General features: G+C 39.6%; 28 protein-coding genes. 15 read left to right on the top strand and 13 right to left on the bottom strand.

All coding sequences use genetic code 11. From position 1 onward, the window contains the following. Positions 1-74: 74 nt before the first annotated feature. Both ftsH and DNJ75_RS08655 read right to left on the bottom strand, forming a co-directional pair. Positions 75-2,027 carry an ATP-dependent zinc metalloprotease FtsH gene (gene ftsH / locus DNJ75_RS08660; RefSeq protein ID WP_117003055.1) on the bottom strand — a complete coding sequence of 651 codons (1,953 nt, stop codon included), beginning with the start codon at positions 2,025-2,027 and terminating at the stop codon, positions 75-77. Between the two features lie 401 nt (positions 2,028-2,428). Next, on the bottom strand, positions 2,429-3,172 hold the full coding sequence (locus DNJ75_RS08655; protein WP_150469017.1) for a substrate-binding periplasmic protein: 744 nt from the start codon (positions 3,170-3,172) through the stop codon (positions 2,429-2,431). Positions 3,173-3,378: 206 nt separating this feature from the next. Here DNJ75_RS08655 and DNJ75_RS08650 point away from each other — a divergent pair, with 206 nt between their 5' ends. Next, on the top strand, positions 3,379-4,257 hold the full coding sequence (locus DNJ75_RS08650) for an FKBP-type peptidyl-prolyl cis-trans isomerase N-terminal domain-containing protein (protein WP_117003053.1): 879 nt from the start codon (positions 3,379-3,381) through the stop codon (positions 4,255-4,257). 84 nt (positions 4,258-4,341) lie between these two features. After that, positions 4,342-5,112 carry an exodeoxyribonuclease III gene (locus DNJ75_RS08645; RefSeq protein WP_117003052.1) on the top strand — a complete coding sequence of 257 codons (771 nt, stop codon included), beginning with the start codon at positions 4,342-4,344 and terminating at the stop codon, positions 5,110-5,112. On the opposite strand, the gene DNJ75_RS08640 is transcribed toward DNJ75_RS08645, so the two are convergent. After that, positions 5,109-5,294: a DUF29 family protein gene (locus DNJ75_RS08640; RefSeq protein WP_117003051.1), complete on the bottom strand. Its 186-nt coding sequence runs from the start codon at positions 5,292-5,294 to the stop codon at positions 5,109-5,111. The genes DNJ75_RS08645 and DNJ75_RS08640 overlap by 4 nt on opposite strands. Before the next feature lie 47 nt (positions 5,295-5,341). Beyond that, positions 5,342-6,754: an LbtU family siderophore porin gene (locus DNJ75_RS08635; RefSeq protein WP_117003050.1), complete on the bottom strand. Its 1,413-nt coding sequence runs from the start codon at positions 6,752-6,754 to the stop codon at positions 5,342-5,344. 192 nt (positions 6,755-6,946) lie between these two features. Between DNJ75_RS08635 and DNJ75_RS08630 the strand changes: the two genes are divergently transcribed. Further along, positions 6,947-8,194: an NAD(P)/FAD-dependent oxidoreductase gene (locus DNJ75_RS08630; protein WP_117003049.1), complete on the top strand. Its 1,248-nt coding sequence runs from the start codon at positions 6,947-6,949 to the stop codon at positions 8,192-8,194. On the opposite strand, the gene DNJ75_RS08625 is transcribed toward DNJ75_RS08630, so the two are convergent. Continuing rightward, positions 8,188-8,832: a lysoplasmalogenase gene (locus tag DNJ75_RS08625; protein WP_117003048.1), complete on the bottom strand. Its 645-nt coding sequence runs from the start codon at positions 8,830-8,832 to the stop codon at positions 8,188-8,190. The genes DNJ75_RS08630 and DNJ75_RS08625 overlap by 7 nt on opposite strands. A 3-nt stretch (positions 8,833-8,835) precedes the next feature. Continuing rightward, complete coding sequence (locus DNJ75_RS08620; protein WP_206609103.1) at positions 8,836-8,982, bottom strand: hypothetical protein; 147 nt, start codon at positions 8,980-8,982, stop codon at positions 8,836-8,838. A 53-nt stretch (positions 8,983-9,035) separates the two neighbouring features. On the opposite strand from DNJ75_RS08620, the gene DNJ75_RS08615 reads away from it, so the two are divergent. Together DNJ75_RS08615 and DNJ75_RS08610 are read left to right on the top strand one after the other, a co-directional pair. After that, on the top strand, positions 9,036-9,797 hold the full coding sequence (locus tag DNJ75_RS08615; RefSeq protein WP_150469018.1) for a glycosyltransferase family 2 protein: 762 nt from the start codon (positions 9,036-9,038) through the stop codon (positions 9,795-9,797). Continuing rightward, a complete protein-coding gene (locus tag DNJ75_RS08610; RefSeq protein ID WP_117003046.1) occupies positions 9,787-10,611 on the top strand; it encodes a glycosyltransferase family 2 protein in 825 nt (274 codons plus the stop codon). Before DNJ75_RS08615 ends, DNJ75_RS08610 begins: the two co-directional genes overlap by 11 nt. A gap of 36 nt (positions 10,612-10,647) precedes the next feature. Here the strand turns inward: DNJ75_RS08610 and DNJ75_RS08605 are convergent, their stop codons facing one another. Then, positions 10,648-11,646 carry a glycosyltransferase family 9 protein gene (locus DNJ75_RS08605; RefSeq protein ID WP_117003045.1) on the bottom strand — a complete coding sequence of 333 codons (999 nt, stop codon included), beginning with the start codon at positions 11,644-11,646 and terminating at the stop codon, positions 10,648-10,650. Positions 11,647-11,773: 127 nt separating this feature from the next. On the opposite strand from DNJ75_RS08605, the gene DNJ75_RS08600 reads away from it, so the two are divergent. The 7 genes from DNJ75_RS08600 (at position 11,774) to DNJ75_RS08570 (ending at position 18,102) form a co-directional block, all read left to right on the top strand. After that, complete coding sequence (locus DNJ75_RS08600; protein ID WP_117003044.1) at positions 11,774-13,009, top strand: O-antigen ligase family protein; 1,236 nt, start codon at positions 11,774-11,776, stop codon at positions 13,007-13,009. A gap of 79 nt (positions 13,010-13,088) precedes the next feature. Further along, positions 13,089-14,474, top strand: a complete 1,386-nt coding sequence (gene murC, locus DNJ75_RS08595; protein WP_117003043.1) for a UDP-N-acetylmuramate--L-alanine ligase — start codon at positions 13,089-13,091, stop codon at positions 14,472-14,474. Beyond that, positions 14,471-15,868, top strand: coding sequence for an ATP-binding protein (locus tag DNJ75_RS08590; protein WP_117003042.1), 1,398 nt, complete (start codon positions 14,471-14,473; stop codon positions 15,866-15,868). Before murC ends, DNJ75_RS08590 begins: the two co-directional genes overlap by 4 nt. An 85-nt stretch (positions 15,869-15,953) precedes the next feature. Continuing rightward, a complete protein-coding gene (gene rsmI / locus DNJ75_RS08585; RefSeq protein WP_117003041.1) occupies positions 15,954-16,841 on the top strand; it encodes a 16S rRNA (cytidine(1402)-2'-O)-methyltransferase in 888 nt (295 codons plus the stop codon). 5 nt (positions 16,842-16,846) lie between these two features. Beyond that, complete coding sequence (locus DNJ75_RS08580) at positions 16,847-17,410, top strand: YqeG family HAD IIIA-type phosphatase (protein ID WP_117003040.1); 564 nt, start codon at positions 16,847-16,849, stop codon at positions 17,408-17,410. Between the two features lie 196 nt (positions 17,411-17,606). Then, on the top strand, positions 17,607-17,834 hold the full coding sequence (locus tag DNJ75_RS08575; RefSeq protein ID WP_117003039.1) for a hypothetical protein: 228 nt from the start codon (positions 17,607-17,609) through the stop codon (positions 17,832-17,834). After that, on the top strand, positions 17,827-18,102 hold the full coding sequence (locus tag DNJ75_RS08570) for a type II toxin-antitoxin system RelE/ParE family toxin (RefSeq protein ID WP_117003038.1): 276 nt from the start codon (positions 17,827-17,829) through the stop codon (positions 18,100-18,102). The genes DNJ75_RS08575 and DNJ75_RS08570 overlap by 8 nt, the downstream gene beginning before the upstream one ends. Before the next feature lie 9 nt (positions 18,103-18,111). Here DNJ75_RS08570 and hemC read toward each other — a convergent pair whose 3' ends face one another. Further along, complete coding sequence (hemC, locus tag DNJ75_RS08565) at positions 18,112-19,035, bottom strand: hydroxymethylbilane synthase (protein ID WP_117003037.1); 924 nt, start codon at positions 19,033-19,035, stop codon at positions 18,112-18,114. Then, on the bottom strand, positions 19,019-19,702 hold the full coding sequence (locus DNJ75_RS08560; protein WP_117003036.1) for an alpha/beta hydrolase: 684 nt from the start codon (positions 19,700-19,702) through the stop codon (positions 19,019-19,021). The genes hemC and DNJ75_RS08560 overlap by 17 nt, the downstream gene beginning before the upstream one ends. A 137-nt stretch (positions 19,703-19,839) precedes the next feature. Here DNJ75_RS08560 and DNJ75_RS08555 point away from each other — a divergent pair, with 137 nt between their 5' ends. Continuing rightward, complete coding sequence (locus tag DNJ75_RS08555; RefSeq protein WP_117003035.1) at positions 19,840-20,418, top strand: LemA family protein; 579 nt, start codon at positions 19,840-19,842, stop codon at positions 20,416-20,418. Positions 20,419-20,421: 3 nt separating this feature from the next. Then, positions 20,422-21,480: a zinc metalloprotease HtpX gene (htpX, locus tag DNJ75_RS08550; RefSeq protein ID WP_117003034.1), complete on the top strand. Its 1,059-nt coding sequence runs from the start codon at positions 20,422-20,424 to the stop codon at positions 21,478-21,480. 11 nt (positions 21,481-21,491) lie between these two features. Here htpX and DNJ75_RS08545 read toward each other — a convergent pair whose 3' ends face one another. The 4 genes from DNJ75_RS08545 to uvrA form a co-directional block, all read right to left on the bottom strand. After that, entirely contained in the window at positions 21,492-21,863 is a 372-nt protein-coding gene (locus DNJ75_RS08545; protein ID WP_117003033.1) for a type II toxin-antitoxin system PemK/MazF family toxin, read from the bottom strand. Next, on the bottom strand, positions 21,856-22,110 hold the full coding sequence (locus tag DNJ75_RS08540; protein ID WP_117003032.1) for an AbrB/MazE/SpoVT family DNA-binding domain-containing protein: 255 nt from the start codon (positions 22,108-22,110) through the stop codon (positions 21,856-21,858). The genes DNJ75_RS08545 and DNJ75_RS08540 overlap by 8 nt, the downstream gene beginning before the upstream one ends. A 79-nt stretch (positions 22,111-22,189) precedes the next feature. Next, on the bottom strand, positions 22,190-22,348 hold the full coding sequence (locus DNJ75_RS15350) for a hypothetical protein (RefSeq protein ID WP_157968275.1): 159 nt from the start codon (positions 22,346-22,348) through the stop codon (positions 22,190-22,192). 18 nt (positions 22,349-22,366) lie between these two features. Further along, complete coding sequence (gene uvrA / locus DNJ75_RS08535; protein WP_117003031.1) at positions 22,367-25,186, bottom strand: excinuclease ABC subunit UvrA; 2,820 nt, start codon at positions 25,184-25,186, stop codon at positions 22,367-22,369. Between the two features lie 228 nt (positions 25,187-25,414). Between uvrA and DNJ75_RS08530 the strand changes: the two genes are divergently transcribed. Then, positions 25,415-26,857, top strand: a complete 1,443-nt coding sequence (locus DNJ75_RS08530; RefSeq protein ID WP_117003067.1) for an oligopeptide:H+ symporter — start codon at positions 25,415-25,417, stop codon at positions 26,855-26,857. Position 26,858: the final 1 nt, after the last annotated feature.

The raw sequence follows: 26,858 nt of genomic DNA, 5'->3' as shown, positions 1-26,858 counted from the left end.
CCTAAGCATAGTCGAAGGGTGCGAGTAACAATGACTTCGACTGACACTCAGCCAATATTGATGCTAAACTAATATTATTTTTCAGATTGATCGTCCGCTTGTTGCGGTTTAGCCGCTTCAGACGGTGTCGCAGTTAACACTTCTTTGGCTACTTGTGGAGCCAATTTTTCTTTCTCATCTTTCGGGATATAGCTATCACCCCAATCACCTGGCTCTCTGACCTCGCGACGCGCCATTAAGTCATCGACCTGCATTGAATCAATCGTTTCATATTTCATCAACGCATCCGCCATAGCGTGCAAGATATCCGTGTTTTCCTTAAGAATAGTTTCCGCTCTTGAGTAATTTTCATCGATTAAGCGACGAACTTCGCCATCGATATCAACGGCTGTTTTATCTGAGAAATGTTTTGGATTCTTACCCATACTTTGCCCTAAAAACGGCTGCTGATCATCTTCATCAAACAAAATTGGCCCCATCTTGTCAGACAAGCCCCACTTGGTGACCATGCTGCGAGCGATATTGGTTGCTACTTGAATATCATTAGAAGCACCCGTAGTAACTTTGTCATAGCCAAAGATCAGCTCCTCAGCAATACGCCCACCAAAGATACTTGATAAGCGACTTAATAACTGCTCACGTGATTGACTGACTTGATCACCATCTGGCAAGTACATTGTCACACCTAACGCGCGCCCTCTTGGGATAATACTAACCTTATACACAGGATCGTGATCAGGTACCAAACGCCCAACAATCGCGTGTCCGGCTTCATGATAAGCCGTTAAGCGCTTCTGCTCGTCACTCATTGCCATCGAACGACGCTCAGTTCCCATCAAAATTTTATCCTTGGCTTTTTCAAACTCTTCCATGCCAACGATTTCTTTGTTAACACGCGCAGCAAATAATGCTGCTTCATTCACCAAGTTAGCAAGCTCAGCACCTGAGAAACCAGGTGTACCACGCGCAATCCAATCAACTCGCACCTCATCTGCTACCGCAATCTTACGCATGTGAACTTTTAGAATTTGCTCACGTCCTTTGACACTTGGTAACCCAACAGTTACTTGTCGGTCAAAACGACCAGGACGCAACAATGCTGGATCTAACACATCCGGTCGGTTAGTTGCAGCAATAACAATAACGCCTTCATTGTCAGCAAATCCATCCATCTCAACCAACATTTGGTTTAATGTCTGCTCACGCTCGTCATGACCACCCCCTAGACCAGCTCCACGATGACGCCCAACGGCATCAATCTCATCGATAAAGATAATACACGGCGCACGACGCTTGGCTTGCTCAAACATATCACGCACACGTGACGCACCAACACCAACAAACATCTCAACGAAATCAGAACCTGAAATTGAGAAGAAAGGCACCTTTGCTTCACCGGCAATTGCACGTGCTAATAATGTTTTACCCGTTCCAGGTGGTCCTACCATCAACACACCTTTAGGGATCTTGCCGCCAATCTTCTCGTATTTGGCAGGATTTTTTAAGAAATCAACGATTTCAGCCACTTCCTCTTTGGCTTCATCCACACCGGCAACATCTGCTAATGTGACTTTGATCTGATCTTCACCTAGAAGCTTTGCCTTACTTTTACCAAATGAGAAAGCACCACTTTTGCCACCTCCGGCACGCATCATTAGGAAAATAAAAAAGCCGGCAATTAACAATAATGGCAACCAATTAAACAAAAATGCCAATAGCAAACTTGGCTTTTCTGGTGCTTTCGCAGAAACTTCAGCATTTTTACTGAGCATCTGATCAACAATACTTTGATCCAAGAGTGGTGCATAGGTAGTAAACTTCTCATCAGAATCCGTTGTCCCCGTGAACGTCCGTCCATCAACGTTAACTGATTTGATGCTGCCGCTATTTAATTGTTGCACAAAACTTGAGTACTTCATCGTTGTTGATGGATCGGTCTTCGTACTCATGTTGCTAAAAATAAACACTAAGCCTACGGCAATCAAGCCCCAGAATAGTGCATTTCGCAAGAACTCATTTTTCTTCATGCAAGTGTAATCCTATTGATTTTGCTTAATTATTCAACTTCCAAGCTCAAACCTAAAAGCCAATTTATTGGTTGGACATTATAGTATATCGCTGACCTTGTCGCGATGGCTTCACAACAAAATTTTGCAAACACTTATTAAGCTCAACCTTAGCACAAAAAAATATCGCTTCACAGTTGTAATTCAGCAGATATTTAGCGAATGCGCTAACTCTTCTGTTTCGCCATTCCAATATTTAGTGGCGTAAGCATGGCAATGGTGAAAAAACAAGTTACACCAACTATTACCTCTCCCCTTGCAGGAGAGGTCGTGCAGCTTACGCTGCGCGGGTGAGGGGGGAGTTGAAACGCAACTTCTCTTTTATTCATTACGTAACAAATGTTTTGAAATAAATTAAATAATTATTGTTTATCGAAGTTGCAATATAGATCTGGATTAAACTTCATGGCTTTTAGCCCGTTATTAAATAAGCTAATCAGCTTAGCTGAACCGGTTTGATCTTTTGCAGCAATTAGGTAATGTGTCTGCTGATCAGCAACAAATGCCTTAGTGAAAAGAGTTACCCCGTCTTTGATATGCGCAATATTTTCAAGCGCATCGTCACCTGCGTAGACAGCAGTCACACGCTTTGCTTTCAATTGACTAAAACAATCTTGCATTGTTAATACAGTAATACGCGTCGCTGTCTTTTGCGTAAACATGTCTGCCAACTTGCCATAGGCACCATAGCCTTGCGGCACGCAGACTTTCGCCCCTTGTAACGACTTGAAATCAATATAGCTTTGCTTATCATCATTCAATACCCAAATGTAAGCCGATTTAGTGTAAAGCGCGTCACTATAAAGATACTTTTGTGCACGTTCTTTGGTGTAGCTCCATGGAAATGACACACTAGGTGAAGCGCCATAGGCTAAGCTTTTCATTGCCACACTCCAGGGTAACCATTTAATCTCGCCAAGATTCACACCCTGACTTTTAAAAACTTTTGTCACAAATTCAGTCAAGCAACCTTTGTTGTTTTCATGCTGATTAACATATGGGTAATAATAATCACCTAAGGCATAATCCACTGTATATTGAGTTTGCGCACTAGCATAGACCATGCCCATGCTCAGTAAAATAACACTAAACTTTAATCCCCTCACATCGCACTCCTCTTTCGCATTATTTATCCTTCACACCGATGCTCTTAGCATAAACGTAATTAATCCAAAATGCATTAATCATAATATAGATCCAGTGAATATAGCATTTTTTTGCCGCATACACATATTGACTTATACCAAATCAATTTCTACGATGTGGTGCGTATTTGAACTTTTAACAGATAATCTCAATCTAAGGAGAACACATGAAAAAGATTATTGCACTAACCACTGCCATGCTACTTGCTGGCTCAATCACAGCTTATGCCGCTGATGCACAAACAACCGCAACTGCAGTTGATGCCAAGCCTGCTGCGGCTAAAACTGACGCGGCAAAACCTGCTAAAGTCGATATGAAAGAAGTAAGCTACATCATCGGTCAAGAGATGGGCAAAGGATTCAAATCACAAGATATCGAGCTTGATGTCAAACAATTAAATGCAGGTCTAGAAGCGGGGCTTTCTGGCAAAGAATCTAAGATTTCTGAAGCTAAAAGCAAAGAGATCATGCAAGCTTTCCAAATGGAAATGATCCAAAAAGCCCAAACAAAAATGAAAGCTGAAGGTGAAGCAAATCAAAAGGCAGCCGATGCATTTATGGCTGACGTTGCTAAAATGCCTAATGTTAAAAAAGCAGCTGATGGCATCTACTACCAAGTAATCACTGAAGGCAAAGGTGACGTCCCTGCTAAAACTGATACTGTAACTGTCAACTACACAGGCACAACACCTGCTGCTGATTTCAACAAAGACGCTAAAGCAGGTGCAGCACAACTAGCCAAGGGCGAGCTTCTTGGTAAAGTATTTGATAGCTCTGAAAAAACTGGCAAACCAGCAACTTTCCCATTAAATCAAGTGATCCCTTGCTGGACTGATGCTTTAAGTCAAATCCCAGTAGGTTCAACAGTTATTCTTTACTGTGCACCTAAGCAAGCATATGGCGAGATGGCTCCACCACAAATCGGACCTAATCAAGTATTAAGCTTCAAAGTAGAATTAATCAAAGCAGAAAAAGCGGAAAAACCTGCAGCTAATGACGCTGCTGCAACTGATACTCAAGCAGACGCAACAACAGCTGCTGAATAATATACTCTGACATTTTAATCTTAAGCCCGCTGTTGCGGGCTTTTTTATTTATTTTTATTGCAGAAAGACAAGAGGGATGATTATATGAAGGTTATTTCATTTAATGCCAACGGCATTCGCGCTGCCACGCGCAAGGGCTTTTTTGACTGGTTCACCCAGCAAGATGCTGATTTTTTATGTATTCAAGAAACGAAAGCACAGTTTGATCAACTCAAAGACGATGGCATTTATTTCCCTGAAGGCTATCACTATGCTTATACTGATGCCAAGAAAAAAGGCTACAGTGGCGTTGCCATCTATGCCAAACGCAAACCTAAGCGCATCATCCACACCCTAGGCATAGACTGGGCAGATGATGAGGGGCGCTATATTCAATTTGATTATGATGATTTAAGTATCGCCTCTATTTATATCCCTTCAGGCTCAAGCGGTGATGAACGTCAGGCGTATAAAATGGATTTTTTAGATAAGTATAAAGATATACTCAAAGATCAAATTAACCATAACAAGCGCTTTATCGTCTGCGGTGATGTTAATATCGTGCACAAAGAAATCGATATTAAAAATTGGAAACAAAACCAGAAAACATCCGGCGTTTTACCTGAGGAACGTGCGTGGCTTGATCATGTCTTTGATTATATTGGCTGGATTGATGCCTTTCGCGTGATTAATCAACAAGCTGAACAATATACCTGGTGGTCGAATCGCGGTCAGGCACGCGCTAAAAATGTCGGTTGGCGAATTGATTATCAGTGGATTACACCTGAATTAAAAGACAAAGTCATTGCAGATAGCATCTACACTGATTCATGGTTTTCAGATCACGCACCTTTATCAATAACCTATCAAACTTAAGGATAAAACTCATCATCTAATAATTGCGCTAACGTGTAAGGCAAGCATGCTGGGAATTCACTTTCGGCCAGTCCCGTTTCTTTTTGCGCTGCCAAAATCGCATCACCATAAACATCATCAAGCACTTCAGCAAGATCAAACAAAAAAGCCTGCGACTGCAGGCTTAATAGTAAAAATAGCAAAAATAGAAAGTTGAGGAGTTCTTCCTATTTTTTACGGTTTTTTATCTTTAGAAGTATACTGAGATATCTAAAGTATATGCATTAGTATGCTGATTGTTGTACATATGCATATAAGCATATTCTAGACCAATCAACACATTCTCAGTGAAGAATGGACGTTGCGCTGAAGCAACAATCATCTTATCAACACCAGAACCTGGGTAGATAACTTTATAGTTATTACTTGAGGTAGCCCCCGACGTTGTCCCATAACCTTTATCTGCATTACCACTTAAAGTAATCGGTAAATTATTAGTGTTATAAGCACCGTTATAGGCGATATTGAAGTTGGTTGAACGACCATAAATCTCTGGTGAGAAGCCAGCTTGAACATACCAAGCACCAGCATAGCCATTATTTGTCATATCTGATTTATTTGTCGTTTGCGCCCAACCAGCACCAACACCATAGATATCATAAGCCAAGCTTGTATCGAAGTTTACTGCACCAATACGCGTCTTACTTGGTCCTGGGTTTGTTGCCAAATTAAATGAGCTATTACCTGTACCACTAACATTGTAGACGTAACCACCATTAATGCCGTATGCCAACTTACCAATCTCGTTGCCATAAAATGCAGCATAAACAAAGTCACTGGTGTGATCATCGGTTTGGAAAAGTGTCAAATTACTGCTTAGACCATCCTTATAGTAAGCAAGAGAGACATTATTAACACGACCTGGTCTAAATAACATCTGCGTCAATGAACCAGTCCATGGACCACCACCTGAGAATGAACCGAATGCTAAGCGGTTTTTACCAACCGTTGCATACAGTGGGAAGTCATCTAAATTACCAAACATCACAAAAGCATCTTGTGCATTGACTTTATAGCCGTCAGATGGATCAGCTGCTAAGGTTGTCTCAGCGGTCACATAACGACCTAAGTTCGCTGCAACATATAAGTTAGCAGTAGTAATTGGCAAGCCTTTACCTGATTGATAGGTTTGTACGCCAGTCTCAGTCCCAACATTATTACGCACAATCTTACTGCCATTCCAAACCTGTGGATCTGCTTCCAAATAACCACCAAACACTAACGCGCGATCGCTATACATATTACGCTGCTTTAATAATCCTAAAGCAAACTGTGATGAGCTTAGCATGCCCATCGGAATAACACCATCATGCACATCTGAGAACAAGAAGTTCTGAATCTGCCCCATATTCGTTGGCACCGTAACATGATCAGTGCTATCAGTGCCAGTACCAACACTCTCAACACTACCATGTTGCGTTTGCGTAGGTGCTGATTTTGCCATCGCTTCTTGGCTTGCTTGCAATGCGGCAATCTCTTTTTTTAGCTCAGCAATCTGTGCTTGTACCGATTGATTATCTGCACTACCAGTGTTAGCATCTTGCGCATAGACTGCCGTGGCAGCAGATGCGGCAAGCATTGCCAATGTGATTTTTTTTAACATTTGTCTTCCCCTTCCTGTTTTCTTTACGGGTAATTTTACCTACGAGCAAAAAATGCTCGGTAACAAGATAACTGATGACAAAAAAAAAGAAAAGTACAAAAACCTGCTTTTTATGAAATTATTATAGAGTAACGCTTGATTTTTGATTACAGTGAGCACACTAACTCAAATACTATTACTCAATGACTTCTAATGAATACTAGATCTAACGCTTTTAACACCGATGTTTTAATCATTGGTGCAGGTCCCTCAGGCACTGTTGCCGCATCAATCCTTGCACAGAAAGGCTATCAAGTCACCATTATTGAATCCTCCAAATTCCCGCGTTTCTCCATTGGCGAGAGCCTGCTGCCACAAGCGATGGAATTTCTAGAGCACGCTAATTTACTGCCCTGCATCGAAGACGCACATTTTCAATTTAAAAATGGTGCCGCTTTTTTCTGCCAAGATCACTACACTGAGTTTGATTTTAGTCAAAAGTTTAGCGCTGGATTTGATAGCACATTCCAAGTCGAGCGCAGTGTTTTTGATAAGCTGTTAGCTGATCAAGCTACACAATTTGGCACAACAATCATCTATGAGCAACAAGTCATTGATATTCAACTAAGCGACAATAGCCAAATGATCACTACAATGGATAAAAGTGGCAAAACACACCAATATCACGCACGCTTTGTACTTGATGCTAGTGGTTTTGCGCGCGTACTGCCTAATTTACTAAAACTTAATCTACCAAGTGAATTTCCACCGCGCATGTCTGTCTTCACACATATCAATATCGCACTTGATCAAAGGCTATTTGACCAAAATAAAATCTTGATCACTGTACACCCAACGCACAGCAATATTTGGTTTTGGTTGATTCCGTTAAGCCCAACTAAATACTCACTTGGTGTTGTTGGTGAGCCTCATTTGCTACAACAAAGTGAAGATGAATACGAAAAAATATTAATAGCACTTATTAATGAAACACCTAGTTTATCTAATATTTTAAAAGAAGTTAGTTTTGATATGCCAGTGCGCAAGATTGTCGGCTATGCCCAAGATGTGAGCACACTGCATGGCACAGGCTACGCACTTCTTGGTAATGCTGGTGAGTTTTTAGATCCTATATTCTCATCAGGAGTCACGATTGCTCTAAAATCAGCCGTCCTTGCCGCTGAAACATTAGATAAATCGCTAAAAGGCGAGCGCGTTAACTGGCAACAAGACTTTGCTCTTCCCTTACAAAAAGGCGTTAACACTTTTAAATCTTATGTCCGCGCTTGGTACACCGGTGAATTACAACAAATTATTTTTAGCCATACTCAGCCACCTGAAATCAAAGCCAAGATCTGCTCAATTCTCGCAGGTTATGCTTGGGATGAAACCAATGATTATGCCACAGACGCCAAACGCAAACTAAGTGTTCTTGCTAAGGTGTGTAGTCATCTTCAATAAAAAGCTATCGCCGCGCTTGCGATTAAATATTGCGCCAAATAATAACTGATCATGACAAGGCTTGGTTCTTGCTTTAACTTGCGTTTAAACTTATCCCACGCCAACACGGAATCTGAGAACATAAAGCACAATGCACCAAGCATCATATACAGGCTTGGTAATGACTTATCGGCAAGATAGACATTAACAGCCACAGCCCCCATTACCACAATAATCACAATATAAACAGCAACGGCAATGCGATCTGAGCCCAGTTTTGGGTGTAACTTAAGATAAAACACTACTGCATATAGCAACATCACAGCAATAACCCACCAATGAAATAATGTAAGCCGCAACGAGAAAGCCATAATATAAGCAATATGCGCCAACAAGAAACTCGCAAGCCCACCAGTGAAGTATTTCTCCTTTGTCGATAGCAAAAAAACATCACCTATTAATGACAGCATTAATCCCAATAAAATCAACACCACAAACATGTTAGTCTCCGCGCTAAAGCAAAATGCATATAGCAAAATCAACAAGGTTGTTAATGGCTTAAACACATAACTTAAAACACTCATCGTACGATATTTGTCGATAATATGTATGCTCGCGCATAATGCAATTAATAGCGTTAATCCAATTATTCCTAACATAACTTATTTATCCAACATCCAACATCCAACATCCAACATCCAACATCCAACATCCAACATCCAACATCCAACATCCAACATCCAACATCCAACATCCAACATCCAACAAAAACATTCTAACAAATTATTATCACAACGCATTCTTGTCATTGCTTAACTTATGTTATGATACGCAGCAATCAAATCCGGTCAACCTTGCACTTATGACTGAAAAGAAAAACACGCTTGGCGTAGTAATTATTACTAAAAACGAAGAAAAGAATATCGCGCGCTGCTTGGAGTCTATCAAATGGGCAGACGAGATTATTGTCGTTGACTCAGGCAGTACCGATAAGACACTTGAAATTGCTAAATCTTATGGTGCTAAAATTCATCATCAGGATTGGCTTGGATTTGGCGAGCAAAAAAATATTGCAATTGCTAAAGCCTCAAGCACATGGTTGCTGGCACTAGACGCCGATGAAGTCGTCACCGATGAGCTTAAAAATAACATTTTAACAGTCATTGAAAATGATCAGTACAGTGTATATAAATTCAAAAGATTATCTCAGTTTTGTGGGCAATGGATTAAGCATGGTGATTGGGGAAGAGATGTTATTACACGTTTATTTAAACGCACAGAAGCCAAATACTCTAGTGACATCATCCATGAGCGACTTATCAGCAATCACAATCCTCAGCTTATCTCTGGCATATTGCTACATTACTCACAAGACAGCATTACCAGCTCATTAAAGAAAATGAATGATTATAGCGATGGCACCTCCACGATTCTTTGGCAAAAAGGCAAAAGAACTTCCTTGCTAAAGGCAAGTTTTCATAAACATTGGACTTTCTTACGTGGCTTTATTATGCGCTTAGGATTTCTAGATGGTAAACGCGGTTATTTAATTGCTAAATTATCAGCTTATGGCTCATATTTTAAATATGTTAAATTATGGGAGAAACAGCAAAATGAGCAATAACACCTACCAAGGGTTGATCTCAGTTATTGTTTCAACCTATAACTGGCCAGAAGCGCTCAAGCTTGTTTTAACGGCGTTAAACAACCAAACCGATAGTAATTTTGAGGTTATTATTGTTGATGATGGCTCGACTTCTGCAACCAAAGAGATGATTGAGCAATTTAAAGCAGTGGCTCGCTTTCCTTTAAAACATTTATGGCAGGAGGATAAAGGGTTTCGTGCTGCAAGAGCACGTAACCTTGGCATTAAAAACACCTCTGGAGATTACATTATTTTTCTTGATGGCGATTGCGTACCAAATATGCATTTTGTCGAAAATCACCGCAAAATAGCTGAGACAAATTATTTTATCGTTGGTCATCGTATTATTTTATCCGAAAGCTATACACAAAAAGTTTTACAGCAACAACTACCACTATGGAAAAAAAATGCCTTTGAGTGGATATTTAATGCCTTGTGCAACAATTCAAATAAACTCTTGCCAAAACTTTATATTCCTTTTTTAAATCGTTATAAAAAACCAAATAAATGGCAAGGCGCCAAAACTTGTAATCTCGCCTTTTGGAAAAATGACTTACTTGCTATAAAAGGCTTTGACGAAAGTTTTGAGGGATGGGGATTTGAAGACTCAGACTTAGTTATTCGTATACTGAATCATGGGAAAAGGCGTAAATCTGGTAAGTTCGCCACTGAAGTTTTTCATTTATGGCACAAAGAGGCAGATCGCTCGAATGAAATAGATAACATGTCCTTACTATCAAACCTTATACACTCAAAAAGAATTACTCCCACCAAAAGTACCTTCATGCTTTGATCAATAACAGCTAAACTCTTAATCCAATAACCTGCATCATTTACACTTAGATGTCAGTAAGATTTTCATTTTATCGATTATTATTTTACTGGATAGTAAATTAACATCTACAGGGTCATATAACACAAGTGCCTCACCACCTAAAGGATGCCATTGTGTAGCGTTTATCCCCCCAAATAAACACAGCTGTTTCTTGGAAAACCCTCCCGCTAAATGCATAATTCCTCCATCGCCAATGAGGAAAACATCCATTTGTGAAACTAAACACACGAATGAGTCGAAGCTCGTTGTTGAAACAATATTTGCTTCAAAAGCAAGTTTCTCTTTTAACTCAATCGCCTCACCCTGGTCTTTCTGTTCACACGAAATCACAAGATTAAACTGATATCCATTATCATAAAGATAATTTAAAATATCTGCCATTTTATCGCTTTTCAACAAACTGCTCTCGCGGTTATTGCTAACTGAAACCATCAGCCGCTGAAGATTTTGATCATTAAAATGTAGCTTCTTTTCAATATCAGTTAACTCAGCTGGACAAACCTGACTAACTGGGGAAAATTTTGGTAAATAGCTTTCCGGAATTTCCAATTTATTTCCTTGCAACAGTTGAAGGATTGTCAATCCAGCATGCTGATCCACTCTTGGATCTAACAAAAATTTTGCATCACTAAACGCTTTAACATATTTCTTAAGGTTAACATAAGCTGAGTTTTTCTTAGCATTTAGAAGCTTCATAAAAAAACTAACGCCCTTCATTGGACCCCAATCAGCCGCAATAACCCAATCGTATTTTCCTCTATATTTAAATGCAGCGACAACATAAGCCTTATACCTATTACCTTTCATAAAAGTAACATGGTTATGTATATGAGGAATATATTTGACTAGCGCACTGTTTCGTTCATCAGTAAAAAGTGTAATTTCACAGTCTGGATATGTATGGAACAAATAATTAATCAACGGGATTGCCACAACTAAATCACCAAACCCATTTCTGCGTATTATAGCAATTCGCAATTTCTCAGCTTTCATTAGTTTAATCGCAATTTCAGTATACAGGTTTGACAATTCTACCTAAAAACCACGACAATGCATACATGTACAACTGATTTTTGAATCACATGCTGCTTAACCAAGCTTCTGATAAAAGAGAGTTTCAATGACCACAAAATTAAGCTTAACAAGAACCTATGCACTTCTGTCATTTCTACTTGGGATATTCATTTCTGTCTCCACAGCCCTAACCAGCATATTCGCCATATGTTTACTATTATTATTTATCATCAGTGGTGACTATTGTGCTAAATTCTCCTTAATCAAACGCTTTTATATTTGGCCAGCAATTGCATTAATTTTATTGGCTTTGATTAGCTGCCTGTATTCAACACTACCCTTTAATGAATCGATTGGTTGGGTTGGCAAATTTTACAAACTCTTAATTGTTTGGATTATCGCCTATGTTTGCTATAAAAATCCTGAGATTATTAATAAGCTCTTATTGGCATTTTTTATTGGCGTGATACTCAATGTCATTGCTATTTTCGTGAATTACTACTTCTTAAGCCCTGAAAATGCCATTGTCTTTAGTGGACCGACTTTTCCGGCGGCACAATCACACTTTGTGACGGGCTTCATCTTTGCCATTTCTGCATTTATGCTCTTTTCAATGGCGTTAACAACCCACAGCAAAAAGCAGCGAATTCTTTTTCTGATTCTCGGCATTATCATTATTTGTGCTGAGCTTGGCTTAAACACGAGTCGTACCGGTTATTTGATCGAGTTTTCTGTATTGGCAGTTGGCTTTTTTATGAAATTTCGCTGGAAAGGTTTAATTGCTGCTATTGTCATTGTCCCGAGTGTTTTTGCCGCATTTTATCATTTCTCGCCAAACTTCAAGATGCGTGTTGATGAAGCCCATAATAGCACTATTAGCTATTATAATGGCACAAACACTGACACTTCCGCGGGTATTCGTCTAGGCTTCTATCACACTGCTCTGGGAATTTTTGAACATAAGCCACAGCGCATTCTCTATGGCTGTGGTACGGGCGCGCAAACACAATGCAGCACGCATTTTATTAATAGTGAAATACCATCACGTGACAAAAAATATTATCGCGTGATTAATAACCCGCATAATCAATATATCTATTTTGCAATGCAATCGGGTATCTGGGCACTGGCTATATTCATCTTTTTATTACTTGCTTCTTTTTACTATGCCAAAGACATGCCAATGATGATGCGCAATAACGCACGTATTCTTATCATTGCCTTTGCCATTGGCTGCTTGGTGAATTCATGGATACTGGATATTGGTCCTGGGTTTATCTTCTGCTTTTTGTTACCCGTTGTATTAGCTCAACGCTACATCAAAAATCCAGATGCACAATAAAACCAAATTCCCCAATATTTTTATCTCTAGTTATATTAAACTACTTAGCAGTATTGATTTGCCATAATAAATAATCACCGTGACAACGACACAAAAAACACCACATTATCATTTTATCGGCATTGGCGGCATGGGCATGTCAGCACTTGCGATATTTTGCCTACAAAAAGGCTATCGTGTATCTGGCTCTGATTTGCAATCATCAGAGCTCACATCAAAGCTTACTAAAATGGGTGCGCATATCACACATGGGCATGATGCTAAGAACTTAACCAATGCTGATGCGGTGATTTATACCTCCGCCATGCGCAAAGATAACCCTGAATATCAAAAGGCATTGAATCAAAACATAAAAATTTATCATCGCGCCGAATTCTTAGCCTTTTTAAGTAAAGACTATGCTGAGCTTATTGCCATTACTGGCACTCATGGCAAAACAACGATCACTAGTCTTTTGGCACATATCATGCGTGAAGCAGGACTTGATCCAAGTTTTATTAACGGTGGACTTGCTAATAACTTCACGCATCACGCACATGCTGGCAATTCACCTTATATGATTATTGAGGCCGATGAAAGTGATGCCTCATTTCTTAAGATACACCCTAAGCATATTATTATCAGTAACGTTGATCTTGATCATATGCAAACCTATCAACATGAAATTAAAGCCCTTATTCAAAGCTTTGCTAATTTCGCTTTAGCTGATAACGTTAGTGGCGAAATTCTTATTGGCAGTGGCAGTAACAGCGCTTATCAACTCGTAGAGAGGATAAAAACACACAAGCCAAATGCCCTACATTATGGTTTAAACAATGATATGGATATTCAAATCACTCATTTCGAGCAAACAACACATCACGCGAAATTTGATATTACCATTACAGATAAGAGCTATAACGACTTCATAAGCACCTTGCCTGGTAAGCATAATGCTGAAAATACGCTTGCTGCCATTGCACTTTGCCTTATGTTTGGCATTGCCGAGAATACGATTAAACAGGCACTATTAAGCTTTAAAGGTATTTATCGTCGCTTTAATCACTACCAAACCACTATTAACAATCATTCAATCGAGCTCATTGATGATTATGGTCACCATCCGGTTGAGATTCAAAGCACACTGGATGCTGTTTCACAACAATTTCCGCATCAACGCCTTATCCACATCTATCAGCCTCACCGCTATACACGGACGCGCGATTTATTTCATGAGTTTATCGGTTGTTTAAACAGTGCGGATATTGTGATTCTAATGCGCAGTTACGCCGCCAGTGAAGACCCAATTGAGGGCGCGCATTCATTGGATTTATTTAATGCATTAACAAACAAACACCCGCAATGCTTTTACGTTGATAATAACAACGAAGCCAAAACCCTTATCGATAAACTTGCCACAGCGCATGATGTGGTACTCGTACAAGGTGCCGGTGATATCGCCCATTTAGTGAGTTTATTATCATGATTATTTCCAATTCTCCTGAATCTCATAATGTTGAATGGAAATCATCTTGGCAAGATGAATATCTAAAGTGGATTTGCGGTTTTGCCAATGCCCAAGGTGGCAAAATATATATTGGCGTTAATGACTGCGGCAAAGTAATTGGACTACCTAATACTAAAAGACTGTTAGAAGAACTCCCCAATAAAATTCGTGACCAACTGGGTTTGATACCCATAATTAACCTGCATACAGAACAAGGAAAATCATATATTGAAATCATTGTTAACTCAGCAAGTATCCCCATCTCACTGCGTGGTCAATATTATTGGCGCTCCGGAAGTACCAAACAGGAATTAAAAGGTAATGCGTTGAGTGATTTTTTGATGCGTAAAATGGGTATAACATGGGATCGAGTAATCGAAGAGCATGCAACTTTAGATGATATCGATAGCAATACAATTCAACGCTTTAAAACTGATGCTGCAACCGCTGGGCGCTTACCTAATTTAGATAAATTAAACTCAAAAGAAGTACTGCAAAAATTACACTTAATAACTCGTCAAGGCATAACACGAGCAGCCTTGGTATTATTCGGAAAAGACCCTCAAGAGTTCTACCCTAATTTATTCGTTAAAATAGGTCGATTTGGTCAAACAGATACTGATATTCGCTTTCAGGAAACATGCGAGGGAAATTTAATTCAAATATTGCATGATGCAATAGAACAACTGGAAAAAAAATTCTTGACTAAGCCTATCCGCTTTGAGGGTGTCAAGCGCATCGAGGAACTCGAATATCCTGTAGCAGCGTTGCGTGAAATGCTACTAAATGCATTAGTCCATCGTAGCTACCTTGGCAGCATGACACAGATGAAGGTTTATGATCATAAGCTAACCTTGTGGAATGCAGGCTCCCTTCCAGAGGATTTATCGATTGAACAGCTATTTAAAACACATGAGTCTATCCCTCGCAATCCCCTATTGGCAGAGGTTTGCTATCGAGCTGGCTATATCGACTCTTGGGGTCGTGGAATTGAAAAAATCATCGATACCTGCAAAGCTGCCTTTATGCCTCCACCACAAATCATAGAAAAGTCTGGGGGAATATTGATCGAGTTACAGAAATCATCTAAGTTAGGTAATGAGTTAGGTAATGAGTTAGGTAATGAGTTAGGTAATGAGTTAGGTAATGAGTTAGGTAATGAGTTAGGTAATGAGTTAGGTAATGAGTTAGGTAATACTAAACTTAAAATACTATCTGCAATGAGAAATGATCCCAAAATTTCTGCGAAACAACTATCAATCATGCTCTCTATTACCACTGCAGCTATTGAAAAAAACATTCGACAACTTCGCGAGAATGGTTATATTCAGCGAATTGGGGGCACAAGAGGTCATTGGAAAATACTGGAGTAACCCATATGAATATAGTAATTTATTTTTTAACGTCGCATCTCCTTAAAATAGTTTTCCCCCTAGTTAGGGTTAGGTAAAAAAGCTTATGAAAAATCAAATTGAACGCGGTGTGTTATATGTTGTCGCGACACCAATCGGCAATTTACAGGATATTACGTTGCGTGCTTTAGATGCTTTAAAACAAGCTGAGATAATCTTTGCTGAAGATACGCGAGTCACGCGCAAATTGTTAGAGCAATATGCAATTAAGCCACCAGTAATTATCTCTTGCCATGAACATAACGAACAGGCGCGTGTTGATTTATTAATCGAGCACTTAAACGATCAAAAAATAGTGGCTTTAGTTAGTGATGCCGGCACGCCATTGATTAGTGATCCCGGCTTTTACTTGGTAAAAACGCTGCGTGAAAAAGGCTATGCCGTAGTGCCATTACCTGGTGCTAGCGCTCTGATTACCGCCTTATCCGCAGCTGGTATTGCAACCGATGGCTTTCAATTTAAAGGTTTCTTACCTGCTAAGTCAGGAGCTCGCAAAAAGATTTTACAAAGCATTGAAAAATCAACGATCACAACAGCCTTTTATGAGTCAACACATCGAATTATTGCCACACTCACAGATATTCAAGACACATTACCAAATCACACACTAGTTGTTGCCAAAGAATTGACCAAACAATTTGAGCGTTTCTTTCATGGGACTGCTAATGATATTTTGTCTGACTTTGCACAAGATTCTTCATTAACAAAGGGAGAATTTGTTATCCTCATTGAAGGAATTAAGGCAGATGAAAAAGACGATACTATTGTTGATGAACATAAACTGCTTAGCCTATTGCTTGAGGAACTGCCAATTAAAAAAGCCGTCAGCATCGCAGTAGAGCTTACCCAAGGCAAAAAAAATGCCCTATATAAGCAAGCGCTTGCAATACAAGAAGATAAACAAAATAATACCAATAACACATCAGGAATATAGATTTAATGGGACGATTTAGTTTTACGATTAAAATGAGCTGGTATCAACGTAAAAAAATAAAAGCGATTGCCCAGCGCAAACATCAAGTGGAAAATGTCATACAGTTAAATCCTGAAAAACTTAAAAAATCAGGTATTCGTTATATTGCGCTTGATTTTGATGGCGTACTTGCGCCTCATGGTCAACCATTACCGGATGAAAAAATTCTCAATTGGCTTAACGCGCTAACGGAGAAGTATAGTGAACATAATATTTTTATTCTTTCAAATATGCCAACCGCAGAGCGCGCTCAGTATTTTGCTACACACTTCCCTAATATCCGCTTTATCGATGGTGTTGCTAAAAAGCCTTATCCCGATGGCTTATTAAAAATTCAAGAGCTTGCACAATGTAAAGCACATGAACTTGCTCTTGTTGATGATCGACTACTTACTGGATGTCTTGCCTGCATTTTGGCTGGTAGCTTTCCTATTCTAGTTATGAGCCCCTATAGCAACTATAAAAGACGACCTTTTCAGGAAAGCTTTTTTGGATTACTACGTTTTATTGAGAAGTCAATTTTTCTTTAAGTTGCTATACCATTATATAAGCGTTAGCTGAGCATTAGTCGAAGCCATATGTTATCTCTACATCGTCCTTCGGCTTCATTCAGAGCATGAAGGATTGCTCGGAAAATATTGAAGCTTAATCCATTAAGTAAACGACAACACCCTTTTTGCATGCTAGAATTACTCTTGATGAATCATAAAGAGTACAGGTGATGATATGCAAAAAATACAAGTCATGTTAGAAGATAGCTTAGCTAAAAGTCTAAAAAATAGTGCAAAAGAAGCTGGATTATCCACAAGTTCATATGCTCGATTGCTACTCGCAAATGCTTATAAAAAAACACTTACTCCAATTGAGAAATCTTTACTGGATACCACTGGTGATGAGCGCTGTAGTAGCGAAGATTTTTTAAAGCACCTAGACGAGATGATTAAGAATGCTTGACATCATCCAAAAGAAGCGGTTTATCAAGTCACTAAAGAAATATCGCGCCAATAAAGCCGTTTTAAAGGAGCTCAAGCTCATTATTGAGCTTCTGAGCAATAACAGACCGATTCCCAGAAAATACAAAGATCATGAGCTCAAAGGTAATTTAAAGGGTATTCGAGAGCTGCACTTAAAGCCTGATGACTTATTGTTATACCTTAAAATTGATGGCGAGAGCATTACACTTCTTGATATCGGTAGCCATGCTAGCATTTTTGGCATGTAATCTTCTGCATCATTGTTGCAATATGGCCTTTGCACCCTTTTCAATCATCTTTTGTGCTAACGCTTTACCTAGATCAATAGCATTACTACCAATCAATACTTCGCGCATTAGCTGTTTACCATCGCTACTAGCGACCATTGCCGTTAACTGCAAGCTGTTAGCATCTTTTTCACAAAATGCAGCAATTGGCACATGACAGCCACCTTGTAGCGCTTCATTAAAGCTACGCTCTGCCAAGGCGCATACTCTAGCATCTTCGTTATCAATAGCATTTAATAGTGCTTTAATTTGAGGGTTCTGTGCTAAATACTCAACAACGACAATGCCCTGCCCAACAGCTGGCAAGGAAATATTAACATCAATCAAGCTTTTGATGCGCGCAGTTAGCTCTAAGCGAATCAATCCAGCTGCTGCCAAAATAATCGCATCATATAGACCATCATCAAGTTTTTTGAGTCGTGTTTGCACATTGCCACGCAAATCACGAACATTTAAGTCTGATCGATAGGCTAACAGTTGCGCTTTACGCCTTAGACTTGATGTGCCAACAATCGCCCCTCGTGGCAAATCATCAATACTAGCAAAAGCATTCGACACAAAAGCATCTTGTGGATTCTCACGTTGACAAAAAGCACCCAATGCAAAGCCTTCAGGTAGCTCATACGGAACATCTTTCAATGAATGAACAGCGATATCTGCACGCCCCTTCGTCATTGCTACTTCAAGCTCTTTCATGAAAAGTGCTTTACCACCGATTTGATTCAATGGGCGATCAAGAATCTTATCGCCTTGTGTTTTCATTGTGATAATCTCACAAATCAATCCAGGATGTGTTTGCTCTAACAATTCCTTGACGTAACGGCTCTGCCATAATGCTAGCTGGCTATCACGCGAAGCAATAATCAATTTATCTAATTTATCTGGCTGTATCATTGATCAGCCCATAACATGATTGAATAAAATGACTAATGTCCTGAATCTCTGGCATACACACGCTATGCTCCATTGGGTAGTCATGAAATTTGTGTTTTATACCCAATTCCTCAAGCTTAGCTTTAAGCATTTGACCAGCAGCAAATGGTACCACTGGGTCATGACTGCCATGCCCTATAAAAAACGGTGTTTGCTGATTAGTATTATTAAGCTTTGTTTTAAAATAATCCCAATCTGGCAAATAAGTTGATAACAGCACAATGCCGGCAAATGAGTAAGGCATCGTAAGTCCTGCTAAGGCGGCAATCGCTCCGCCTTGAGAAAAACCTGCAATAATCATATTCTCAGTAGCAACACCGTCACTAAGCTGTGATTTAATGATCTCATCTAGCGCATTTAACGAATCTTCAATTCCTTTACAGTCCACGTCACGTTTTATATCATCAATGCGTTTTATGTCATACCAAGCACGCATTTCCATGCCCATGTTAATCGTCACCGGTTGCACAGGCGCATGCGGGAAAATAAAACGCACATTTGCATCAACTGGCAAATTCAACTCTGGCACAATCGCCTCAAAATCATGTCCATCGGCACCCAAACCATGCAACCATATCACCGTATGTGTCGCTTTTTTTTTTGGTTCAACAACTACTAAATCAAGCATTTTTCCCAATCTATATTACACTTAAGCTTAAAAATGCTGTCATTATGAAACACAATACGCTTGAATGCCAGCAACATACGTGGCAAATTAACACTGTTTGATAATTTAGTAATCAATAAAATTTAGGAGCTAAAACCATGGTTGCCCTCATTATTATCGTTGTTATTCTCGCTTTGATTTTTGGCTATGTCTTGATGACTTACAACAGTCTTATCGCTGAAATTGAAGCCGTTAAAAATTCTGAACGCCAAATTGATGTTCAATTGGATCGTCGCGCTAAAGTCTTTGACTCACTGATTAGTGTCGTCAAAAAGTATATGGATTATGAGCAAACGACATTAAAAGACGTCACCGCTTTAAGAAATCAGGCAATACATGCCAAAGAGAAAGGTGACTCTGAAACGCGTATGGCAGCTGAAAATGAAATCTCAAAAATCGCCGGTGGCTTAAATGTTCAGTTTGAAAATTATCCTGATTTAAAGGCCAATCAAAATGTTATGCAATTGCAGGAAGAAATTACCTCTACCGAAAATAAACTAGCGTTTTCAAAGCAGTCTTTTAACGACAGTATTGAAAAGTACAACGCTCATAAGAAATCAATGATCGCGGGTATTGTGGTTAATATGTTTAAAAGCAAGCTTGATGAAGATTTCATCTACTGGCAAGTCAGCGATGAAAAACGTCAAGTGCTTGAAGATAGTCGTGTTGAGCTATAAACCATGGCAGCAATTGATATAAACGGTGTTGATTGGCGTGAAGTCGTTAAGAAGAATACGCGCAAGTCATATATCGTTATCGCTTTATTTTTAATTATCTTTTTTGCGCTTGGTTTTTTAATCGATCTTGTTTGGCGCTATGGTCAATATGGCGGTATGGTGACTTATGCGGGATATCGTTTAAGTTTTGCTGATATCGCTTATCTTGTGGCGACCTTGAAACTCACGCCCTGGGCGACGATCATATCCACTGTAATTGCATTTATTTGGCTTGTCGCAACCTTTAGCTATTATGACAAGATCATGCTTGCAGGAACTCAGTATCGCGAGATCACCGCAAATGATCCTGATCCACTTTGTCAGCGTATTTATAATGTTACTGAAGAGATGAAGATTGCAGCTAACATGCCCTATATGCCAAAAGTCTATTTGATTGAAGCTGATTATATGAATGCCTTTGCTTCAGGCTTTTCTGAAAAATCATCGATGGTTGCGGTCACACGTGCACTTGCTAATCGCTTGAATCGCGATGAGCTGCAAGCAGTGATGGCACACGAGTTAACGCATATTCGTAATCAAGATATTAAGCTTAATCTATTTACCGTCGTGTTATCGAATATGCTGATGTTTATGATTGAATTTTTATTCTATTCAACACTTTTTGGTAGCAATCGCAATCGTCGCGATAACAATAATGGCGGCAACGCGATGGCGATCATCTTTATGGTGATTATGCTGCTGCGTTTCATACTACCCATTATTACCAGTATGATGGTACTGTTCTTAAGTCGTACACGCGAGTATATGGCGGATGCTGGTGCCGTTGAGCTCATGCGTGATAACAAGCCGATGGCAAATGCACTGATTAAAATCAGTCAAAATCATAACGAGCCGCAAACTGCGCAAAGCTACGCGCATAATAGTAATGAACGTATGCGTCGCGCCTCTTATCTTTATGATCCAGCTAGTAGTAAGTTTGCCGCAGGCGGTATGGATGATATGTTTTCCACCCACCCAAGTTTAAAAAAACGTTTAGCCTCTATTGGTGCCAATCTGCGCTAGCTTTGATTGGCTCATCTACTGTTTAAAAGATCATCTATTATTTCTTCAGCACCAATTAAAGGCAATAATCTAAGGATCACGTCTTTAAACACACCTTTTTCTGCCTTAGCAATGAATCGGCATTTGCGCTCTTTCCACGATAATGTTTGCACAATTGATGATGCTACAACAGATGAGTTATCAATATTATTAATAAGGACCTCGGTAGCCCCGCCACGAATAGATGTACTCACTGGGCAGCAAATAAGTGTCGCTGTTTTTGAATTATATTCTTTGGATGATAAGACAAAAGCAGGGCGATACTTGCCAATTTCCTTGCCTTTTGTTGGCTCAAAGTCAAGCCAGACAATATCGTTTCGCTCTGGAATATACTGCTTAGTCATGCCATTCATTGCCTTGAGGCTTAACTATTAAATCTTTGTGACTGCTTTCATCTAAGCCATCAAGTAATGATGACTCCGAAAATGGCAAAATTGTTTTTTGTTTAGCTTTGCGTATGAATAAACCATCTGCCTTTATTTCAACATCAACAATCGTTCCAGCCTTAAAGTCCGTTAAATCTCTGAGCGCGCCTGATAATCTAATCCCAAGACTATTTCCCCATTTGAGAATTTTTGCGTTTGTATGCATGATAGACTCCAGTTACTTAAGTTATACATAGTATAACAATCATTTGATAAATTGCTATCAGAGATCTACATATTTCACATTAACCTCGCAAATACTGCTTTAAATCACTGGCTGAATGGATGCTAGACATCACAGTTTTATGCGTTACCTTCTTATGTTTACCTGCCTTAAACCACGGAATATACACTGAAAAAATAATCGTTAATGTCCCCAGTAAAACAATTATACGTCTTAACATATCCTCCCCCTTTGGATATTACAGCATCATCTTTAAAAATCTGCCGGTGTGCGACTGCGCATTTTTAGCAATGCTTGCTGGCGCACCTTCGGCAATAATCTGACCACCGCCATCACCCCCTTCAGGACCTAAATCAATAATCCAATCTGCTACTTTGATCACATCTAAATTATGTTCAATAATGACAATGGTATTACCCTGCTCGCGCAAACGCATAATAACGTTTAGTAATTGCTGGATATCATGAAAATGCAGCCCTGTGGTTGGTTCATCGAGAATATATAACGTTTTGCCGGTTGCGGTTTTTGAGAGCTCTTTGGCTAATTTCACCCTTTGCGCCTCACCACCTGACAAGGTGGTCGCATTTTGCCCCAAGGTAATATACGACAAACCAACATCCATTAACGTTTGTAAGCGACGCTTAATTTGTGGCACCGCCGAGAAAAACTCTAAAGCTTCTTCAATACTCATATCAAGCACTTCGCTGATATTTTTGCCTTTGTATTGAATCTCTAAAGTCTCACGATTATAACGTTTGCCCTGACAGACATCGCATGGCACATAAACATCCGGCAAGAAGTGCATTTCCACCTTTAGTACGCCATCACCTTGGCATGCTTCACAACGCCCACCTTTGACATTAAAGCTAAAACGTCCCACCTGATAGCCACGTGAACGCGACTCCGCAGTTGCTGCAAACAGCTCACGAATGGGTGTAAAAACACCGGTATAGGTTGCCGGATTTGAACGTGGTGTACGCCCAATCGGGCTTTGATCAATATCGATAACCTTATCCAGCAACTCAAAACCTTTGTGTTTATCATAGGCTTGCGCTGTGATGCTGTTGTTTTTATTCAACAATTTTGCCGCTAAGGGATAAAGCGTGCGATTAATCAAGGTTGACTTACCTGAACCAGACACTCCAGTGACACAAGTTAATAAGCCCAAAGGAATTTTCAAATTAACATTTTGCAGGTTATTGCCCTTGGCACCATAGATCTCAACATATTGCCCTTTTTGTGGCTTTAATTTTTTGCCATTAATCGCAATTTGTTTGCGCTTGGAGAGATAGTCTGCGGTTAATGAGTTTTTATTATCAATAATCTCACTTAAGCGCCCTTCAGCGACAATTTGCCCACCATGAATACCAGCACCAGGTCCTATATCAATAATATGATCGGCTTGTTTAATCGCGTCTTCATCATGCTCGACCACAATCACCGTATTACCTAAATCACGTAAATGATGCAAGGTATCTAATAGTTTTTGATTATCACGTTGATGTAGTCCAATCGATGGCTCATCTAGAATATACATCACCCCAACTAAGCCTGCACCAATTTGACTGGCTAAGCGAATACGCTGCGCCTCACCACCTGAGAGCGTATCAGCTTGCCGTGATAGATTTAAATAATCCAAGCCGACATTAACTAAGAAGCCCAAACGCGCCAGAATTTCTTTGAGCAAGCGCTCAGCAATCACGTGCTTTTGACCACCAAGTGATAAATCATCTAACCATTTAACACTATCTTTTATCGACAGCGCTGTTAATTGCGCGATATTTTTACCGGCAATAAATACATTGCGCGCACCCTCATTTAAGCGCGTTTCATTGCAACTTGGGCACGGTAAATTACTCATTAGTTCACTTAATTCTTCACGAATCATGTTTGAGTCAGTTTCTTTATAACGACGCTCGAAATTTGCCAATACACCCTCAAATGGTTTCTGTGCTCGATATTCTCTGCCACCTGAGCTTTTGAAATAAATATTAATCTCAGTTTTTCCTGAACCATTTAGCACCAATTCTTTTTGCGCATCGGTGAGCTTATTAAACGGGGTATCCAGTGAGAAATCAAAATGCCGAGCCAACGCTTCTAATTGCGCAAAGTAATAACCATTACGCTTATCCCAGCCATGCAATGCGCCTTGGTTTAAACTTAAGTTATCATCAACGATAACCTTATCCGCATCAAAGTAAGCCTTAGTTCCTAAGCCATCACAACTTGGGCAAGCACCAATTGGGCTATTGAATGAAAAAATTCTCGGTGCCAATTCCTTAAGCGAATAATTACAGTGCGGACAGGCATGTTTGGATGAAAAGATAATATCATCTTGCTCACCCTCTAAAAATACAAGCTTCGCAATGCCCGCTGATAAATCTAATGCTGTTTCAAAAGACTCTGCTAAACGCTGCTGGTTTTTCTTTTGTGGTTTAAAGCGATCAACTACGACTTCAATCGTATGCTTTTTATAACGATCCAATTTAGGCGGATCACTAAGCTCATATAGCTCACCATTAATGCGCGCACGCAAATACCCTTCAGCATAGAGCTTTTCCATCAACTGGATATGCTCACCCTTTTTATCAACAATCACGGGAGAGACAATCATAAGTTTTGTTTCATCATCAAAACTTAATGTATGATCAACCATCTGGCTAATCGTTTGCGCCTTTAATTCAACCTTATGTACAGGGCACATCGGCTCACCAATACGTGCAAATAACACACGCAAGTAATCATAGATTTCAGTGACTGTCCCTACTGTTGAGCGTGGATTATGCGAGGTGGTTTTCTGTTCAATGGAAATTGCCGGAGACAAACCTTCAATATGCTCGACTTCTGGCTTATCCATTAGCGACAGAAACTGTCTGGCATAACTCGATAACGACTCAACATAACGCCGCTGCCCTTCAGCGTAAAGTGTATCAAATGCTAGCGACGATTTACCTGAACCACTTAAACCCGTTATAACCGTTAATTTATCGCGAGGAATCTCTAAATCGATATTTTTAAGATTATGCGTTTTCGCACCTTTAATTGTGATTTTATCCATGCTGTCATACCGCAAAAAAGAATGCCCCGATTGTAACACAATCATTTAGCGGGTTGAATCTTGGAAGCTACAGCATTATTATGATGTTCATTACAAACCATCTGAGTTTTTTGAGCTATTACATTTTAAATTTCCTTTATCAAGGAAAGTCAGCAGTATATACTGCTGACACTTAAAATATGGATAGCATTTTTAGATCAAAAAATGCTTAAAACACAAGGCTTAATAATGGAAACAATAGCACGCAAGCACCCAAAAGCATTCTACACGATTTTTATGCTTGAAGTTTGGGAGCGCTTTGGTTACATGGCGCTAACAGGAATACTCGCAGTTTATCTTACACGAAAACTTAACATGCCAACGGATCAAGCCTTTATTTTGTACGGCGCATTTGCTGCTTTAGTTTATGCCTTTATTGTGCTTGGCGGCTACCTTGGCGATAAAATATTGGGCGCCAAACGTACCATTATTTTGGGGTTAATTACCTTACTTGCTGGCTATATATTAATGACTCTTAATAGTGTAAGTACCGTCTATTATGCCATGTCGCTTATTTGCATCGGTACAGGATTGTTTAAATCAAACCCATCTAGCTTACTCGCTAAATGTTACCCTCAAGATGATGGTAACCGCCTACACAATGCCTTTACGCTTTTCTACATGGCAATCAATATCGGGTCGATGTTAGGTTTATTTATCGTGCCGACCCTTGCACACAACTTTGGCTATTCAGCAGCTTTCTCTGCTGCCGTTATTGCCACCTTTTTATCACTGCTAACCTTTGTTGGGTTTGGCTTCACCATGAAGAATGTGCATACTGAGGCAGGCGCGAAGCCGCTAAATCTTAAAGCACTCGCTCTGACCATTATTAGCGTTATTGTCTTGGTTTTTATCGTAGAGAGGCTACTAAATAATATCGCCTTAGCTAAGTCTATCGTTGTACTTACGTTTACAGTTACTTTGCTTGCTTATTTATGGCTAATGTTTAGCATAAAAAAGGAAGGATTCTTTTTTAAAATGTTGTTAGCGCTTATCCTAATGACTGAAGCAATTGCCTATAAAATATCTTATATGCAGATGCAAACTTCTATCAACTTTTACGCCATTAACAACACCATACATAGCATTTTTGGCATTCCCATAGCACCAGAAACATTCCAAGCATTAAATCCAATTTGGGTTGTTATCATGAGCCCTATTCTTGCTTACTATTATACAAAATCTAACAATACCAAATACTCTTTAAGCATTTATCACAAATTCACCTTAGGCATGCTATTGTTGAGCTTGTCTTTTATTACACTTTATTGCTCTAAGTTTTTTGCTAATGACGCAGGAATTATTTCTAGCAACTGGCTTATTTTAAGCTACTTTTTGCAATCAACTGGCGAGCTATTAATCTCAGCATTAGGACTGGCAATGGTTGCACAGTTAGTGCCACTACGCTTTACCGGTTTTGTCATTGGTTTATGGTGGGTATTTATGGCATTTGCAAGTCTATTAGGCGGTTATGTTGCCTCGCTCACCTCACCCAAAAGCGCAACTGTTACCAATACATTAACTCAACTTGATAACTATACACATGTATTCTTATGGATTGGAATTTGCATCTTTATTTTCACCTGCTTTATGTTTAGCTTATCACCATTAAAAAAACGATTGCTGGGGTAGT

It is taken from the genome of Cysteiniphilum litorale (assembly GCF_003428165.1).
GTDB lineage: Bacteria > Pseudomonadota > Gammaproteobacteria > Francisellales > Francisellaceae > Caedibacter > Caedibacter litoralis.
This window is presented reverse-complemented; position numbering and strand designations above follow the sequence as displayed.

Coding starts and splice junctions, on each gene's coding strand:
- DNJ75_RS08555 (WP_117003035.1), top strand. CDS start 19,840: ATGGTTGCCCTCATTATTATCGTTGTTATTCTCGCTTTGATTTTTGGC.
- DNJ75_RS08615 (WP_150469018.1), top strand. CDS start 9,036: ATGACTGAAAAGAAAAACACGCTTGGCGTAGTAATTATTACTAAAAAC.
- DNJ75_RS08545 (WP_117003033.1), bottom strand. CDS start 21,863: ATGACTAAGCAGTATATTCCAGAGCGAAACGATATTGTCTGGCTTGAC.
- DNJ75_RS08635 (WP_117003050.1), bottom strand. CDS start 6,754: ATGTTAAAAAAAATCACATTGGCAATGCTTGCCGCATCTGCTGCCACG.
- DNJ75_RS08630 (WP_117003049.1), top strand. CDS start 6,947: ATGAATACTAGATCTAACGCTTTTAACACCGATGTTTTAATCATTGGT.
- DNJ75_RS08590 (WP_117003042.1), top strand. CDS start 14,471: ATGATTATTTCCAATTCTCCTGAATCTCATAATGTTGAATGGAAATCA.
- DNJ75_RS08570 (WP_117003038.1), top strand. CDS start 17,827: ATGCTTGACATCATCCAAAAGAAGCGGTTTATCAAGTCACTAAAGAAA.
- htpX (WP_117003034.1), top strand. CDS start 20,422: ATGGCAGCAATTGATATAAACGGTGTTGATTGGCGTGAAGTCGTTAAG.
- DNJ75_RS08560 (WP_117003036.1), bottom strand. CDS start 19,702: ATGCTTGATTTAGTAGTTGTTGAACCAAAAAAAAAAGCGACACATACG.
- DNJ75_RS08575 (WP_117003039.1), top strand. CDS start 17,607: ATGCAAAAAATACAAGTCATGTTAGAAGATAGCTTAGCTAAAAGTCTA.
- DNJ75_RS08600 (WP_117003044.1), top strand. CDS start 11,774: ATGACCACAAAATTAAGCTTAACAAGAACCTATGCACTTCTGTCATTT.
- DNJ75_RS08650 (WP_117003053.1), top strand. CDS start 3,379: ATGAAAAAGATTATTGCACTAACCACTGCCATGCTACTTGCTGGCTCA.
- uvrA (WP_117003031.1), bottom strand. CDS start 25,186: ATGGATAAAATCACAATTAAAGGTGCGAAAACGCATAATCTTAAAAAT.
- DNJ75_RS08580 (WP_117003040.1), top strand. CDS start 16,847: ATGGGACGATTTAGTTTTACGATTAAAATGAGCTGGTATCAACGTAAA.
- DNJ75_RS08530 (WP_117003067.1), top strand. CDS start 25,415: ATGGAAACAATAGCACGCAAGCACCCAAAAGCATTCTACACGATTTTT.
- DNJ75_RS08540 (WP_117003032.1), bottom strand. CDS start 22,110: ATGCATACAAACGCAAAAATTCTCAAATGGGGAAATAGTCTTGGGATT.
- DNJ75_RS15350 (WP_157968275.1), bottom strand. CDS start 22,348: ATGTTAAGACGTATAATTGTTTTACTGGGGACATTAACGATTATTTTT.
- DNJ75_RS08620 (WP_206609103.1), bottom strand. CDS start 8,982: ATGACAAGAATGCGTTGTGATAATAATTTGTTAGAATGTTTTTGTTGG.
- DNJ75_RS08625 (WP_117003048.1), bottom strand. CDS start 8,832: ATGTTAGGAATAATTGGATTAACGCTATTAATTGCATTATGCGCGAGC.
- hemC (WP_117003037.1), bottom strand. CDS start 19,035: ATGATACAGCCAGATAAATTAGATAAATTGATTATTGCTTCGCGTGAT.
- DNJ75_RS08610 (WP_117003046.1), top strand. CDS start 9,787: ATGAGCAATAACACCTACCAAGGGTTGATCTCAGTTATTGTTTCAACC.
- DNJ75_RS08645 (WP_117003052.1), top strand. CDS start 4,342: ATGAAGGTTATTTCATTTAATGCCAACGGCATTCGCGCTGCCACGCGC.
- ftsH (WP_117003055.1), bottom strand. CDS start 2,027: ATGAAGAAAAATGAGTTCTTGCGAAATGCACTATTCTGGGGCTTGATT.
- rsmI (WP_117003041.1), top strand. CDS start 15,954: ATGAAAAATCAAATTGAACGCGGTGTGTTATATGTTGTCGCGACACCA.
- DNJ75_RS08605 (WP_117003045.1), bottom strand. CDS start 11,646: ATGAAAGCTGAGAAATTGCGAATTGCTATAATACGCAGAAATGGGTTT.